At 72.7% G+C, this 15,437-nt stretch carries 13 protein-coding genes; 5 read left to right on the top strand and 8 right to left on the bottom strand.

Features of this window, described 5'->3' with window-relative positions; translation table 11 throughout:
• Nucleotides 1–9: 9 nt before the first annotated feature.
• From AB0N90_RS26045 to AB0N90_RS26035, 3 genes are read right to left on the bottom strand one after another with little or no spacing between them, the layout of a single operon-like run.
• Nucleotides 10–924 (bottom strand): winged helix-turn-helix domain-containing protein, encoded by a 915-nt coding sequence (locus AB0N90_RS26045; protein ID WP_365200534.1) that lies wholly within the window; start codon nt 922–924, stop codon nt 10–12.
• A gap of 28 nt (nt 925–952) precedes the next feature.
• Nucleotides 953–1,234: a PqqD family protein gene (locus AB0N90_RS26040; protein ID WP_365200531.1), complete on the bottom strand. Its 282-nt coding sequence runs from the start codon at nt 1,232–1,234 to the stop codon at nt 953–955.
• Nucleotides 1,231–2,019 carry a hypothetical protein gene (locus AB0N90_RS26035; RefSeq protein ID WP_365200528.1) on the bottom strand — a complete coding sequence of 263 codons (789 nt, stop codon included), beginning with the start codon at nt 2,017–2,019 and terminating at the stop codon, nt 1,231–1,233. The genes AB0N90_RS26040 and AB0N90_RS26035 overlap by 4 nt, the downstream gene beginning before the upstream one ends.
• Before the next feature lie 413 nt (nt 2,020–2,432).
• Here AB0N90_RS26035 and asnB point away from each other — a divergent pair, with 413 nt between their 5' ends.
• The 5 genes from asnB to AB0N90_RS26010 all read left to right on the top strand — a co-directional run bounded on the left by asnB (nt 2,433) and on the right by AB0N90_RS26010 (nt 9,496).
• Nucleotides 2,433–4,598, top strand: coding sequence for an asparagine synthase (glutamine-hydrolyzing) (gene asnB, locus AB0N90_RS26030; RefSeq protein ID WP_365200526.1), 2,166 nt, complete (start codon nt 2,433–2,435; stop codon nt 4,596–4,598).
• The gene (locus AB0N90_RS26025; protein WP_365200524.1) at nt 4,598–5,653 is read left to right on the top strand and encodes a diiron oxygenase; all 1,056 of its coding nucleotides are present in this window, start codon (nt 4,598–4,600) and stop codon (nt 5,651–5,653) included. Before asnB ends, AB0N90_RS26025 begins: the two co-directional genes overlap by 1 nt.
• Before the next feature lie 142 nt (nt 5,654–5,795).
• Complete coding sequence (locus AB0N90_RS26020) at nt 5,796–7,157, top strand: hypothetical protein (RefSeq protein WP_365200521.1); 1,362 nt, start codon at nt 5,796–5,798, stop codon at nt 7,155–7,157.
• A 49-nt stretch (nt 7,158–7,206) separates the two neighbouring features.
• Nucleotides 7,207–8,424, top strand: a complete 1,218-nt coding sequence (locus tag AB0N90_RS26015) for an iron-containing alcohol dehydrogenase (RefSeq protein ID WP_365200519.1) — start codon at nt 7,207–7,209, stop codon at nt 8,422–8,424.
• A 34-nt stretch (nt 8,425–8,458) separates the two neighbouring features.
• The gene (locus AB0N90_RS26010; protein WP_365200516.1) at nt 8,459–9,496 is read left to right on the top strand and encodes a C-terminal binding protein; all 1,038 of its coding nucleotides are present in this window, start codon (nt 8,459–8,461) and stop codon (nt 9,494–9,496) included.
• Nucleotides 9,497–9,580: 84 nt separating this feature from the next.
• On the opposite strand, the gene AB0N90_RS26005 is transcribed toward AB0N90_RS26010, so the two are convergent.
• From AB0N90_RS26005 to AB0N90_RS25985, 5 genes are all read right to left on the bottom strand, one after another.
• Nucleotides 9,581–10,699: a GNAT family N-acetyltransferase gene (locus AB0N90_RS26005; protein ID WP_365200514.1), complete on the bottom strand. Its 1,119-nt coding sequence runs from the start codon at nt 10,697–10,699 to the stop codon at nt 9,581–9,583.
• Nucleotides 10,700–10,761: 62 nt separating this feature from the next.
• Nucleotides 10,762–11,925 (bottom strand): aminotransferase class I/II-fold pyridoxal phosphate-dependent enzyme, encoded by a 1,164-nt coding sequence (locus AB0N90_RS26000; RefSeq protein WP_365200512.1) that lies wholly within the window; start codon nt 11,923–11,925, stop codon nt 10,762–10,764.
• Complete coding sequence (gene speB / locus AB0N90_RS25995; protein ID WP_365200509.1) at nt 11,925–12,914, bottom strand: agmatinase; 990 nt, start codon at nt 12,912–12,914, stop codon at nt 11,925–11,927. The genes AB0N90_RS26000 and speB overlap by 1 nt, the downstream gene beginning before the upstream one ends.
• The gene (locus AB0N90_RS25990) at nt 12,911–13,867 is read right to left on the bottom strand and encodes a methyltransferase domain-containing protein (protein ID WP_365200508.1); all 957 of its coding nucleotides are present in this window, start codon (nt 13,865–13,867) and stop codon (nt 12,911–12,913) included. The genes speB and AB0N90_RS25990 overlap by 4 nt, the downstream gene beginning before the upstream one ends.
• A 132-nt stretch (nt 13,868–13,999) precedes the next feature.
• Complete coding sequence (locus AB0N90_RS25985) at nt 14,000–15,427, bottom strand: 4-hydroxyphenylacetate 3-hydroxylase N-terminal domain-containing protein (RefSeq protein WP_365200505.1); 1,428 nt, start codon at nt 15,425–15,427, stop codon at nt 14,000–14,002.
• Nucleotides 15,428–15,437 lie beyond the last annotated feature (10 nt).

The following is a 15,437-nucleotide window of genomic DNA, read 5'->3' as shown; positions in this document are numbered from 1 at the left end:
CCAGCCCCCTCAGTCCCCCAGCTGCTCCAGCAACGCGAAGCCGCTCCGGTCCAGTTGATAGAACACCTGTCCGCCGAGCCGCCTGCGCCACACCACGCCCGCCTCGGTCAGGACTCCCAGGTGCTGGGAGACCGTGCTCTTCGCGAGGCCCAGGGAGTGGGCAAGGGCGGTGGTGGTGCGGGGGGCCTGGAGGGCGCGGATGACCTTGGCGCGGCCGGGGCCGATCAGCAGGGCGAGGCGGTCGGCGGGGGGTTCGGCGGGGCGCTCGGGTGTGAGGGAGTGCAGGAAGCCGGTCGCCCTGGCCTGGTAGGACATGGCGGTGACCTGGGTGTCGGAGGTGAAGACGCGGGTCGCGGCGGAGAACATGCTGGGCACGAGGACCAGCCTGGAGCGCCGCACATCCCGGGTGAGGTCCAGGTGGTACGGCGCGGTCAGGCGCGGCCGCTGCCACAGCACCCGGCCCTCCAGTTCCGCCAGCATCGCCTCGGGCCCGTTGACGGCCAGGGTCCGGCCGCGGAAGAGGACCTCTTCCTCCAGGGAGGCGCGCAGGGCGGGCCAGTAGGGGTGCAGCGCGTGGTTCCAGTAGTCCTCGATCAGCGCGGCGGCCCGCTCGTCCTCGGCATCCTCGAACCGCCCGCGCAGGAAGTCGAGTTCGTCCTGGAGGGAGGTGCGCGCCGGGTCGGGGACGTAGGCGTGCGCGTGGCGCAGGAACGGGGTGTCGCGGCGATGGGCCAGCTGGACGACGGTGTCCATCAGCTCGGACGGCACCGCACGCCGGGTCCTGCGCACCCAGCCCGTGTACGGCGTGGGCACGGCCCCCCGGTAACGCGCGAGGAGCGCGAGGCTGCCGAGGGTCTCCCACAGCGGGCTGAGGGCCAGCCGGATCGAGCGCAGGCTCTCCTCGTCGACGTCCAGGCGGATCATGAGAAGGGGGGCGGCGGGGCGAGGGGCGTCACCACTGGAAGATCCCGCTGTCGTCCTGGTCCCCGAGGAACTCCAGGACGTCGGCGAGGGCTTCGGCGCGGTCGATGCCGTACTCCTCGGCGACCCCGTCGGCGATGTCGGTGACGGTGCGGGCGCCGTCGGCCAGCCGGTAGATCAGCTCGGCGGGTCCCTCCAGCAGCATCGCCCGGTCGCGGTACCCGAGCAGCAGCCCGTCGGGGACCCGGCGGATGCGGATGCCGAGGGTCCGACGCGGGACGTCGAGGGGGCCGGGGTCCGGCAGGCCGCTCACGAGACCTCCACGCGCATGGCTATGTCCTGGCAGATCGTCAGCACCTGGTTGATCCAGGGCCGGGGGTCCTCGGGGTCGTAGTCCCGCATGGTCTCCAGGGCCCAGTAGTCCTCGAAGGAGAGGGCGTCGGGGCGGGCGGCCCGGAAGCGCTGGGGCCGCCACTTGGGTGCCTGGCTGCCGAACTGGCCGAGCCCTTCGAGCAGCGCGTCGACGCTGGAGCCGAGCGCGGCGCGCGCGGAAAGGGTGGCGCTCTCCAGGTTGCCGGACTTCATCTGGCCGAGCGCGTCCTCGACACAGTTGTCGGAGGCGCCGAGCGAGCGGGCGATCATGAAGGAGCGGAAGGCGGAGCGGGCCACCTGCGCGCGCCGGGCCTCGAACCACGGCTCGCCCGCGAGGATCACACAGCTGTCCAGGCGGCCGAGGGCCAGTTCCTCCCGGGCGGCCAGCACCCGGGCCGGCGCGACGCCCCGGTTGTACTCGTCCCGGGAGACCTTGGCGAGCATCTGGTCGTAGTGGCCGTCCAGCCAGTACGTCACCTCCCAGCGCCGCTCCCCCAGATAGAACGACTGGCTGCGCACCCGGGGCGGGTTGAGCGGCATCGTGATGCCCGCCCCGTCCGCGAACTGCGGCTCCCGCTCGGTGACGACGTAGAAGTCGTAGTCGCTGCGCTCGTTGTGCCAGCCGTGCGCCACCGAGCCGACGAGACTGACCGCGAGGGTGTCCCCCGGGATCAGCCCGCGCTCCCGAAGGACCCGCAGCCACTGGCCGGATTCGTTCTCCTGCACCCGAACACCCCTCGTTTGCAACACCGTTGCCAACCCCGAGACAGGGAGTGCGGTGATCATAGACCGGTGGACGGCGCCCTGGCACGGTGCGGTGTTCGGTGGAAACCGAATCCGTAGGCCGCCCGGCCGTGCTCGGTTAGGGTGATCGCCAGCCGGGCTGAAGTGGCCTGAAACAGGCCGCCGCGTCCCGCTGAATTCTCCGGTGAACACACCGAGTTGCTGGAGGGAGGTGGGTCAGAATGCAGAAGTACAGCAAGCCGACGAAGAAGACCGTCAGCCAGGGCACCTCTTTGATGACTCTCGCCTGATCGCCCGATCGCCCGAGACACGACAGCGGGCGGGGGCTTCGCACTCCGGGGCCCCCGCCTTCGCCCGGCTCGCGCACGCACCGGGCGGTGGCCGAGGAACAAGACATGTGTGGAATAGCAGGAATCGCCCGTCTGGGCAGCCGGACGCTCGGCGCCGGGACGGACGCCGTCCTCGACCGGCTGGCCGACATCCTCGACCACCGGGGGCCGGACGAGCGGGAGATCCTCCGCGACGACGCGGTCGGACTGGTCTTCACCCGCCTCGCGCTGGTCAACCCGGAGGACGGCAGCCAGCCCCTGGTCAGCGACGACGGCTCGCTCGTCCTGGTGGCCAACGGCGAGGTCTACAACCACCGGGAACTGGCCGCCGCGCTGCCCGGTGGCGCGCGGATGCGGACCGGTTCGGACTGCGAGGTCCTGCTTCACCTCTACCGCCACCACGGGCTCGACTTTCTGCGCGACGTACGGGGCATGTTCGCCCTGATCCTGTGGGACCGGACCAAGAACGAACTCGTCCTGGCCCGCGACCGGTTCGGCATCAAGCCGCTCTACTACCACCGCGACGACGCGCGCATCGTGCTCTCCTCGGAGATCAAGGGACTGTTCGCCGATCCCGCGACTCCCCGCCGCTTCGACTGGGAACGGGCCCTCGCGACCCCCCTGCTGGCCGCCGCCGGCACCTTCAACGAGGCGCCGCCGACCACCTGGTTCGAGGGTGTCGAACTGGTCCCCGCGGCCACCGTGGTGCGCCTCGACCTCGCCGACGGCCGGACCACGGAGTACCGTTACTGGGAGCTGCCCGAGGACGCCGACGAGGGCGCCGACGCGCGGGAGTTGACCGGGCGGTACGGCGAGATCCTGGAGCACTCCGTCCAGGAGTGCGTCACCGCCGACACCGAGCTGGGGCTGTTCCTCTCCGGTGGCATCGACTCCTCCGCCGTCCTCGCCCTGGCCGGTGACCGGCGCGCGGGCATGCACACGTTCACCGCGCTCACCGGTGGCACGGCGGACAACGGGGACGCGGAGCACGCCGCCTGGATCGCGCGCGAGCTGGGCGTGCCCAACCACCAGGTGGTGTTCCCGCCGGACCACACGCCGACGCCGGAGGAGTGGCTGCGGCTGCTGTGGCTCACCGAGACCCCGATGTGCGGTCCCGAGGTGTACTACAAGCACGAACTGCACCGCTTCGCGCGCGAGGCCCGGCCGGGACTGCGGGGCATGCTCCTCGGCGCGGCCAGCGACGAGTTCAACGGGGGCTACGCCCAGGACATGGGCGCCGCGGACTGGCCGTCGTTCCTGGGGATCCTGGCCCAGCTCGACCGCGGCACCCGCCTCGCGCGCCGCCCGGACCTGCGGCACTGGTGGGCGCAGGAGCCGTACTTCCTCGCCGCGAAGGCCCTCGACGGCCTGGACCCGGACCCGGACCGGATCTACCGCGCCTATCTCAAATCCGAGTACTGGCAGATCCAGCAGTACAACGTCTGGCACGAGGACCGTACGGCGGCCGGCAGCGGGGTCGAGGCCCGGGTGCCGTTCCTGGACCACCGCCTGGTCGAGCTGTGCGCCCGGATCCCGGAGCGGCTGCGTCCCGAACTGCTGTGGAACAAGCGGATCCTGCGGGAGGCGGTCGGACCCCGGCTGCCGCGGCGGATCGCCGAGCGCCCCAAGGTCCCCTTCTTCTACGGCGAGGGCACCTACCACTCGTACCGGATGCTGGTCCGGCTGATGGGCGCGGACTCCGGCGCCCTCGTGGAACGGGCGCTCGCCGCCCCGGGCGCGGCGGACTTCATCGACGGGGACCGGGTGCGCGCCCATCTCGCCGAGATCGGTGAGGGCAGGACCGACGCGCCGTCCGTGGAGATGCTGATGCGCGTCCTGAACATGGGGCTGCTCGCGGAGCTGGCGGTGAACGCGCCGCGTCTGGAGGACACTTCGGCGGGTCCGGTGCTCCAGGAGATCACCGGCGGCAGCGGGCCGGTGGCGGGTGCGGTGACCGCCGTTCCCGAGCTGCCCGGCGACGCGGTGCCCGCGTTCACGGAGAACGTGCTGCTGCTCACCGATCCCGCGGGTTCCGACTGGTATCTGATCAAGGACGGGGAGATCGAGTTCGTGCTCCAGGCGGGCTCGCCGACGCTCGCGGTGCTGCGGGCGGTCGACGGCAAGAGCGCGCTGGCCGATCTGCTGGCTCCGGTGGGTGCGGAAGGGGACGAGGAGGCGCGCGCCGATCTGGGCAATCTGCTGGACCTCGGCTTCCTGGCCTGGACCGGCTGATGTACCGGGAGCGGGCGACCGAACCGCTCCTCGCGGCACGGACAGGGCCGGGGACGCGGCCGGGGACGGGGGCGGAGGCGGGGGCGCGGCTGGAGCCGGGACCGGAGCCCGGCGCACACGGCGGCTACACCGGCGGCTTCGCCCGCTGGGACCGTCTCGCCGGTGTCCGCAACCGGCCCCAACGGCCGTTCACGGAACCGGGATCGCTGTACTTCCCGCCCGAGCTGCACCCGGTCGCCCTGCACCCCCTGGTCACGGCCGGCGGTCCGGAGGGGGTGGAGTGGCTGCTGCTGCGCCGCCTCCACGACTACCTCGACTTCACCACCCAGCTCGAAGCGCTCGCGGTCATCCCGGTGGTGACCGCGATCAGCCGGGGCCGTTCGGGCCTGCGGCTGCCGGAGGCCATGCGGGCGGACGCGTTCAAGATCGTCACGGACGAGGCATGGCACGCGCAGGTCTCGTACGACTTCGCGCAGCAGGTGGCGCGGGCGACCGGGGTGCCCGCCGAGCGGCCGGACGGCGGGGACCCGCCCGCGTTCACGGAGCGCCTGGATGCCATCCGGGACCGACTGCCGCATGAGGTGAGGGGAGTTGAGGCACTGCTCTTCGCGATCGTCAGCGAGACCCTGATCTCCGGGATCCTCGCACAGATCCCCCGGGACGAGCGGCTTCCCGTCTCGCTGCGGGAGCATGTCCGCGACCACGCCGAGGACGAGGGGCGCCACCATGTCTACTTCCGCGCCGTGCTCCGCCATCTGTGGGCCGCCCTGACACCGGCCGAGCGCCGGGCCGTCGGGCCGCAGGTCCCGGCGGCGATCCGGGCGTTCCTGGCACCCGATCTCGCGCGGGCGGCCGAGGATCTGCGGACGCTGGGGCTGCCGGAGCCGAGCGTCGCACAGGTCCTCGCCGAGTCCTGGCCCGAGGAGAAGGCCGTACGCGACATGGCGGGGGCCGCGCGTTCCCTCGTGCGCTATTTCGGTGAGGCGGGCGCGCTGGACGATCCGGCCACCCGGGACTCCTTCGAGACGGCCGGACTCCTCAGCCCGGAGCAGTAGTTCGCGGAGGTCCGTGCGCCACCGGACCACAGTTTTCGATCTTGACATTTTGTGTTCTTGCGTGATCACATGCTGGTCATTTGACGGCCCCTGTGCTGTCCAGAGCGCTCTTCGACGACCACAGAGGGACAGGGGGCACCTCGTGCGGGCAGAGGACGACTTCACCCGGCGTGCCGGAGCGCTGCTGCGCGCCGCCGCCAACGATCTCAAGCGGGACGACGAGCACGCCGAGCGTGAACTCCGCCTGGAACCGGGTTCGTTCGCGCAGTACGCGGCCGGAATACGGCCGGTGACCTGGGAGTTGATGCGGCGCGCGGCCGAGGTGTGGCCGCTGAACGAGCGGGATCTGCTGCCCGGCCACGACGACTGCCCGGCCGGGGTGCGTATCACCCGGCATCAGGAGTCCGTGGCGAGCGGGCGGGTGCTCAGCCGGGGCGGGGAGCCGTACTACGAGTACCGGGACACCGCGATGTCCCGTATCGCCTCCTACCGCCCGGAGTGGATCCGGATGCTGCGGGTGGTGGCGGACGACGACCCGGACAACCCTCTTGTCCAGTGGAATCGCGGCCATCTTCTGTACCAGTTCACGTACTTCATCGGCCCGGTCAACTACTACTACCGGTGGAACGGCGTCTCGCACTGCGTCCCCATGGACACGGGCGACTCCGTGTGGGGGCTGCCCTTCGCCCCGCACTCCTTCACCTCCCGATCCGCCACCGAGCCCGCCTGCATCCTCGCCCTGACCTACGGCGGCTCGCTGCTCGGCGACGCCCAGCGGGAACTGGCGGTCCTGGGCAACGCCACGACCCGGGCCCTCGCGGTCCCGCTGGACGGGGCGGCGAGGCGGCCGGGGGCGATGATCCGGTCCTTCATGGACGCGGGGGCGGTCACGGTGGCCGAGCTCGCCGACCGTACGGGCCTCACGCGGGAGCGCGCCGAGGAGCTGGCCGGGGGCGCCGTACCCCCCGAAGCCGAGGAACTCGGCCTGCTGGCCGCCGCGTTGGGTGTGTCCGTGCGCGATCTGCTGCCGCCGCGCACCGGGACGGCCGACGGGGTGTCCCTCCGGTTCGCCCGGGACGCCCGGAGCTGGGTGTGGCCCGAGGCGGGCGCACCGGCCTACCGGTTGACCCGGCTCGCCGGGGACCCCCTGCATCCGCACACGTCCGCCCTCCAGGTCGATGTCCTGGCGGACGGCGCCGAGCGGTCGGCGCCGCTGACCACGTACCAGCACCAGTACCTGTATGTCCTCGGCGCCGAACCGGTCGCGCTGAGCTGGGAGTTCGGGGGGCGGCGCGTCGAGGAGACGCTCGCGCCGGGCGACTCGGCGTACGTGCGGCCGCAGGTGCCGGTCGCGTTCGCGGCGGTCGAGGAGGGGCGGCGACCCCGCGTCCTGCTGCTGCGGATCTCCGGGTCGGTGACGCCGGAGGTGCGGTACGCGGTGGGCACCATGGCGGCGGGCGGCATCGACCGGTACGTGGCCGAGGACCGGCTGTGGTACAGCTGACCGCCGCCCGGTGCGGTCACCGGCTCGCCGCGGGCCGAGGGACGTACCGATGAGCGAGTCGCTGCTGGCCCTCCAGGAGCGCCCGGCGCTCCCGGACACGCTGTCCGCGGGACTCCAGCCGCTGCCCGGCCATCCGGCCGCCTATCTGGGCGAGGGCGCGGCCGGGCGGCTGGGCTCGGTGATCGAGGCGCTCGGCGGCCGCCGGGTGCTGTTCGTGCACGGCCGTACGTCCTACCGGCGCTCCGGTGTCGGGGAGTCGGTGGAGAGGTGGGCGGGCCGGTACCGGGTCGAGCACTTCGACGGGGTGCGGCCCAACCCGCGGATCGCGCAGGTCCGCGAGGGGGTGGCGCTGGCCCGGCGGTTCGGCCCTGACGTGGTGGTGGGGGTCGGCGGCGGCAGCAGCCTGGACGTGGCCAAGGCGGTCGCGGTGCTCGGCGCGCAGGCGGCCGACCCGCTGGACTGTCTGCGCGACCCGGACCTGGTGACCCGGCCGCGCTCCGCCGCGCTGGTGCTGCTGCCCACCACCGCCGGTTCCGGCAGCGAGATGACCCGGTTCGCCACCGTGTACGTCGAGGGCCGCAAGCACTCCCTGGATCTCGCCCAGGCCCGCGCGGACCTCGTCCTCGTGGATCCCCGGCTCACCTCCTCGCTGCCCCGCCGGGACTCCGTCGCCAGCGGCCTGGACGCGCTGGCGCAGGCCGTCGAGTCGTACTGGTCGGTCTCGGCCGACGGCGGCTCCCGGGCACTGGCCATGGCCGCCCTGGAACGGCTGCTCCCGCCGCTCGCGCACGCCGTCAGGACGGGCTCCTTCGCCGATCCGGGCGTGCGCGCCGGTCTGGCCCACGGCGCCTCGCTGGCCGGTGCCGCGATCGACTGCACGCGCACGACGGCGGCCCACGCGCTGTCGTACGAGCTGACCGCGCGGCTCAATCTGGCCCATGGCAGCGCGGTCGCGCTGCATCTGGACTGGCTGATGGCCCGGCATGCCGCGCTGACCGAGGCCGAGTGCCGGCATCCGGAGGGCGCGGCGGGGGTGCGGCGGCGGGTGGAGACCGTCCAGCGGCTCGCCGAGGAGGCCACCGGCGGCGGTGTGGAGCTGCTGGTACGGCGGCTGCTGGCCATGGGCGGGCAGCCGGCCGGGCTGCGGGAGCTGGCTCTCCCCGCGCGGAGCTGGCGGCAGCCGCTGACCGCCGCGCTCGCCTCGAACCGGTCGGGGAACAACCCGTGCGTCCTCACCGAGGACGACGTCCTTCGCTTCCTCGTCTGAATCCGATCGCCGCCGCCGTCAAGGAGGAACCGCTGTGTCCCGACCCCGCGTGCTCTACACCGACCCGCCGTGGCTGGTCGAGGACGGCCGCCCCGATCCCGCGCTGGCCACCGTGGAGCGCGAAGTGCTCGGCCCCGAAATAGAGTTGGTCTTCGGACCGCACGATGGCGCGAAGTACCTGACCACCGACGCGCAGATGCTGGAGCGGGCGGCCGGGATCGAGGTGCTCGTGGTCTACCGCACCCAGGTGACCGAGGAGCTGCTCGACGCGGCGGGCAAGGGCCTGAAGGTGGTGGTCCGCCAGGGCGTCGGCGTCGACAACCTCAACGCCGCCCTGCTGACCGAGCGCGGGCTGCCCGCCTACAACGTGCCCGACTACTGCGTGGACGAGGTCTCCACCCATACGGCCGCGCTGGCCCTCGCCCTGGAACGGCAGGTGGTGCCGCAGCACCGGACGCTCGTGGGCGGCACCTTCGACATCTACGCGGGCGGCACCCCGCACCGCACCAACCGCCGGGCCCTGGGCATCGTGGGCTTCGGCCGGATCGGCCGGGCGGTCGCGCGCCGCCTCGGCGCCTTCTACGGCCAGGTCCTGGTGTACGACCCGTACGTGGGCCGCGATCTCGCCGAGGGGTACGGCGCGCTCGCCGTCGACACCCTGGAGGAGCTGCTGGCCCAGGCCGACCTGGTCACCCTGCACTGCCCGCTGACTCCGGAGACCGAGTCCCTGATCGACGAGGCGGCGCTGCGCCACATGAGGCCGGGCGCCTATCTGGTCAACGCGGCCCGGGGCAGGCTGGTGGATCCCGAGGGCCTGCACCGGGCGCTGGACGGGGGCTGGATCGCGGGGGCCGGACTGGATGTCTTCTCCCCCGAGAATCCGCACCAGGACCCCCGCTGGCATCCGGTCCTCGCGCATCCGTCGGTGGTCGTGACGAGCCACCGGGCGTTCCTCTCCGAGGAGGCCGAGGCCAGCAGCAGGCGCCGGGTCGCCGAACTGGTCCGCGCGGCACTGGAGGGGCGGACGCACGGGCTGGTCGGACGGGTGACCCCGGCGGATTCCGGCCGCTGAGAACGGAGTCGTGCCGGGCCCGGGTCGAGGGGCCCGGCACGACGTCCGGTGCGCACCGTCAACTGCTGTGGCACGCGCGCCGGTTCACGTCGTCCATGGATGCCGCCAGTCCTCGGGGGCCACGGCGCCCCCGTGGTCGTCGCGCCAGGAGGTGAGGTCGACGGGGGCCGGGCGGGGTGTGTCGGCGGGGTCGTCGGCGAGTGCCACGGTCCACAGCGGGACCAGGCGCGCACCGCGCTTGACCTTCGCGGAGTAGGCGCCGATCCCCAAGTGGAGGGCGGTCAGGCCGCGTTCGCTCATGTAGTCGATGGGCAGGTAGTAGCAGAGGCCGTAGTACTCGTAGGCGCCACGCAGTGCGGTGTAGTCGAAGCCGGTGGCGCGGGCGTAGAGCGTGCCGCGCCACTCGTACATGACGGAGACGCCGATGAGCCGGCCGGCCCGGCGCGCGGTGAACACCACGGACCGGTCGTCCAGGGTGGCCGCCTGGTCGGCGAAGGTACGGTGGATCTCCGCCGTGCCGGTCGCATGGCCGTACTTGGCCTGGAGGTTGGCCAGCAGCGGGACCGCCTCGTCCAGGCACTCCCCGAGCCGCCGCCGGCCCAGTTCGTACCCGGCGGCCAGGAAGCGGGCGTACTCGCTCTTGAGGGCGATCCGGCGGCGGCTGACCAGCGTGCCGCAGTAGTCCGCGAAGTCCAGGCCCCCGGTGTGCAGGGTGGCGTCGCCGCAGTCGAAGTCGACGGCGGCCCCGCGCCGGTGCAGGGCCGCCGCCGTCCGGTTGGTGGCGAACAGGAACAACGAGCCGGTGCGGGAGGCGGGGTTGAGCCTCGCGCGCGCGTCCAGCAGCAGATCGAGGACGGCGTCGGCGTACTCCGCCGCCCTCGGTATCCCGCAGCTGTAGCCCCGGTGCGAGCCCGCGACCCCCCACTCGCCGCCCGCGCCCATCTGGTCCAGGCGCGGCTTGCGGGCGTAGAACTTGTTGTGCTCGTGCTCGATCTCGTACAGCGGCAGCCCGCCCACCAGCCGGTCGCCCGCGTAGGCGAGGAGGTAGGTGACCGGAGCGCCGCTCTCGCGTTCCACCGCGCGCAGCCAGCCGTGGGAGAGGTAGAAGCCCTCGGGTTCGGCGAGGGTGTCCCAGTCCTCGGCGGCCACCTTGTCCAGGGTGGTCGCGGTCTCCAGCCGAAGACCGCTCGGGGTGTGGTGCATCGCGTCCTCCGCCTCGGCTGCACGGGATGGATCGGGGGGAACGGGTGGGCCGGTACCGCGGATCACAGATGGGCGCGCACCGCGTCCACCAGGGCGCGGGCGGCCCGGATCACGTCCTCGCCGGAGCGGGCCAGCGCGAGGCGGACCTGGCGCACGCCGTCCTGCGGCCGGTCCCAGTGGAAGGGGCCGCAGGGCAGCACGTGGGTGCCGCTCCGCACCAGCTCGTCGTAGAGGGCGACGGCGTCCGGGCCGTCCTCGGGCAGGGTCACCCGGGCCACGCTGATCCGGGCGTCGGGGTCGGTGAGCAGCACCGGGCCGCCGTCGAGGACCTCGGCCAGGGCGCGCCGGTTGCGGGCGATCAGGCCGTGCAGTTCGGCGTAGCCGCCGCGCTCGGCGTCCTGCGCGAACCGGGTCAGCATCAGCAGCACGAACGGCGACACGGACAGGAGGACGTCGCTGAAGTACTCCAGCAGCGGCAGGTCGGTGTGCTCGCCCCAGGCCAGGAAGCCCGCCTTCAGCTCCAGGGTGGGCCACAGCTTGCCGGTGTCCTCGATGACCACCCACTGCGCGCCCGACTCCTCCAGGATCGCGTAGGTGTCGTACTGCGCCCGCTCGTCCTGCGCGCGGAAGCAGGTGTCCATGGCCAGGACGCGGCCGGTGCGGGCGCAGAAGGCGGCGAGGCGGCGCAGTCCGTCCTCGGAAAGGACCCAGCCGGTGGGGTTGTTGGGCGTGGTGACGAACACCGCGCCCACCTCGTCCGGGAGTTGGGGTTCGCCGCCCGCGAGCTCGGCCTCGGGCACCGGCAGCAGCTTCAGGCCGCGGCCCTTGAGCAGGTCCGGGATGTTGTCGAAGGTGGGGTGCACCAGGGCGATCGTGTCCGTGCGGTGCGCGAGCGCGCGGGCGGTGATGTCCATCGCGACGGACGAGGAGTAGCAGCTGACCAGCCGGCCGGTGCCGATGGGCGCCCGGTGCTGGCCGATGCCGTGCAGGAACGCCTGCTGGGCCTCGGCCTCGATCTCCTCGAAGACCCGCTTCTCGGCCTCGTCGAAGAGGGCCGGCAGGCTGTCCACGATGGCGCGCTGCGCGGCGGTGAGCGGCATCCGGGGATGCCCGTCGGACACATTGAGGCCGCCGATCAGCGCGTCGGTCTCCATGGAGGTCAGATTGCGGCGGTCCGGCTCGGCGCCGGATGGGGTGTGCGCGGTGGTGCCGCTCGTGGTGGCCATCAGTGTTCCTCCCCCGTCTCGGCCGCCCGCGTCCGGCCGGAGCGCAGCGCGACCTGTCCCAGCAGTTCGAATGCGACCACGGACGCCGCGTGGCTGGTGATGTCCGCGTGGTCGTACGGCGGCGCGACCTCGACGATGTCCAGGCCCCGGTAGTTCAGCGGCCCCAACGCCCGTATATAGCGCAGGGTTTGATAGGAGGTCGGCCCGCCCACCTCGGGTGTGCCGGTGCCCGGTGCGTACGCCGGGTCGATGAAGTCGATGTCGAAGGAGACCATCACGGGGCGGTCGCCGACCCGTTCGCGCACCCGGCGTCCGAACTCCTCGGGCGTGAGGTCCACCAGTTCGTCCCAGCCGATGACGTCGTAGCCGAGCGCCTTGCCCGAGTCGACGTCGTCGGGGTGCACGGAGCCACGCATGCCGACCTGGACACTGGTGTGCGGGTCGACCACGCCCTCCTCCACACCGCGCCGGAACATCGTGCCGTGGAAGTGCTTGACGCCGTAGTAGTCGTCCAGGACGTCGCCGTGCGCGTCGAAGTGGACGACGCTGACCGGCCCGAGATGGCGGGCCATGGCGCGCATCTCCGCCATGACCAGGCTGTGGTCGCCGCCGAGCAGCAGCGGCACGATGCCCCGCTCGTACAGCGGGGCCAGGAAGTCCTCCAGCCGCTGGAGGGTCAGCTCGTGGTAGCCGGGGACCACGGGCGCGTCGCCCGCGTCGACCATGGACAGGGCCCGGGTGACGTCCACGCCGGTGGCCGGGTTGTGGTCGCGCAGCAGGATGCTGGCCGCGCGGATCGCCTCGGGTCCGAAGCGGGCCCCGGACCGGTAGGAGACCGCCGAGTCGGTGGGCACGCCGACGACCGCCACGTCGATACGGCCCTCGGCGGTCAGGGGGTCGTCCACCCAGGGCAGCCGCATGAAGGTGCGCGGGCCGGACGCGATACGCGGTTTGGTCATGCTGTCCCGCGGGCGGTAGTGCTCGCTCACGCGTCGGCCTTCCGCAGCACCCAGCCCACGCAGAATCCGGTGGAGTCCATCGCCGGGTCGGTGGTGTCGTAGGCGTCGATGCGCAGCCCGCATTCGGTGAACAGCTTCTCCCACCACTGCCTGGTCTCCAGGCGCTGGCTGGTGAAGGGGTGCATCAGCAAATAGGCGTTGTAGTACGCCTGCGCCAGCGGCTGGGACATCGCCGCGCGGTCGGCCGACTTCAGGTCGATGTCGATGACGGCCAGGGTCAGTTCGGGCGATTCGGCGAACAGCTTGGTGAGCATGCGGCGCACGCCCTCCTCGCCCTCCTGCCCGAGCACCTCGTGGATCACGAAGGCGTAGACGGCGAGGTCGGGCTTGTCCTCGGTGTTCTCGATCCACCGGACCGCGTCGACCTGCTCGATGGTCACCCGGTCCGCGGTGGGCTGCCCGGCCACCCAGGCGCGCGCGGCGGCGGCGCCGTCGGCGTCCGGCTCGATGCCGACGGCCGTCATCTGTGGGTAGTCCGCGCACAGTTCGGTCAGATAGACGCCGCTGCCGCAGCCGAGGTCGACCAGCCGCCGGTAGTCACGCCCGTCCTCGGCGAGCAGCTTGCGCAGCAGCGGCAGCGAGTCGTGCATGCTGATGCCGCAGCTGCCGCTGCCGACGTAGCCGCCGCGCCGCGGGGCCGGTCCGGTGCCCTCGGCCAGGTGGTCGCCGAGCGCCAGGAACGTCTGGCCGTAGCCGCCGACCATCATCTCGTACCAGGGGCGCGCCTCCTCATAGGCGCGGGCGAGGTCGGTGAGGGTGAGCACGCCGTCCGCGGAGCGGTCGAGCAGCCCGGCGGCGACCCAGTAGTCGGCCATGGCGGCAAGGCGCGCCCGGTCCAGCTTCTTCGCGCCGGCCAGGGCGTCGACGGTGGTGCCGGCCGCGAACTCGTCCTGGAGGCCGGACTGCTGGAGGGTGAAGATCATGGTGCTGAGGACGTAGCCCCTGAACGGTTCAAGGGCACGTACGAGGTGGGACTCACGAATGGGCATGGCGATCCAATCGGTGTCGGTACGTACGCGGTACGGCGGCGGACCGGGTGCTCCCGGCGCCGGGGGTCAGCCGTCGAGGCCGTCCAGCACGGGGCTGTCGACGGCGCGGCCGGCTGCGAAGATGTCGTAGAACTTGGCCTGGAAGGTCTCGGGCGGGCCGAGGAAGAGCCGCTCGTAGAGGACTTGGCGGGTGCCGAAGCGGTTCATGGTGAGGTCGGCGGCGGCGCGCAGCAGCCTGCCGTGCGCCAGACCGTCGACACCGGCGCCGGTGAAGTAGGTCCGCATGAAGGCGTGGCCGGCCGATCCGGGGTCCTCGTCGGCGGTGACGGGGTGCATCACCAGTCCGCTGCTGGCGATGGCCTGGAGCAGCTCGATCGCGCGGGGGTAGAGCCGGGCGTTGAGCATCCCGGACGCGGCGAGGGGCACCGGATCGCAGACGTGCTGGCCGAACCCGTCGGGCCGGGTGCCGGTCTCGGCGGAGACGACGAGTCCCCGCAACGTCTCGACGATTCCCCCGAGTTCGCCCAGCTGCTGGCGCACCAGCGGCTGCCGGTCGCGGCCGCTGACCTTGGCGCAGCGGTCGGCGAGGTCGTACACGGTCTCCGCCTTGATCCAGGCGCGGACCGCGGACTGGTGCCAGGCGTAGGAGGTCATGCCGGTGCCGGGGCGCAGGTTGTTGGCGGCGGCCACGTCGCCGTGGATGAAGACCCGGTCCCAGGGGATCAGCACGTCGTCGAAGTGGCAGACCGCGTCCAGCTCGTCGAAGCGGCCCGCGAGCGGGCCGTCCCCGGCGGGCGTCGGGGCGTACGACGGCCGGGAGTACAGGGTGAGTCCCGGGGTGGCGACCGGGACCGCGAAGCACAGGGCCTGGTCGGTCTCGGACTCGCCGAGCGGGCGGAACGGGTAGACGACCAGGTCGTCGGCGAACGGGGAGAGCGTGGCGAGCATCTTGGCGCCGCGTACGACGACTCCCTCGTCGGTGGTGCGGATCGCGCGCAGCGCCTGCACCTCGCCGTTCGGGCCGGGGCCGAGGTGGCGGTCGGCGGGCGGGTCGCTGATGGCGTGGGTGAGCAGGAGGTTGGCGGCGCGGGCGTGCCGCCAGTAGGCGCGGACGTGGTCGGCGTACGGCCCGAAGTGGTCGGCGGCACCGGCCCAGGCGGTGAGGACGGTGGCGACGAAGTCGGGGCTGCGGCCCATCAGTCCACCGCTGAGCCGGGCGATCCGGGCGAAGGCCCGGCCCCGCGCGCGCACCTCGTCGCCCGAGTGGGCCAGGGAATAGGCGAGGGGGTGCCCGTCGGGTCCGGTCAGTTCGCCGTCCGGGCGGTGCTCGTCGAGCAGCTCCGCGAGGAAGGCGGCCATGCCCTCGGTGCCCGGGTCGTGGGCCAGGTCGGCGACCGGTCGGCCCGCGAGGTACACCCGTCGGCCGTCGGCGAGGCCGGCCAGGTACGACGTGCCGGTCCGGTTTCCGTTCGGCGGTGCGGTGCTGGTGGCCATGCGTTCTCCA

It is taken from the genome of Streptomyces sp. NPDC093018, assembly GCF_040684035.1.
In the GTDB taxonomy this organism is placed as follows: domain Bacteria; phylum Actinomycetota; class Actinomycetes; order Streptomycetales; family Streptomycetaceae; genus Streptomyces; species Streptomyces murinus.
This window is presented reverse-complemented; position numbering and strand designations above follow the sequence as displayed.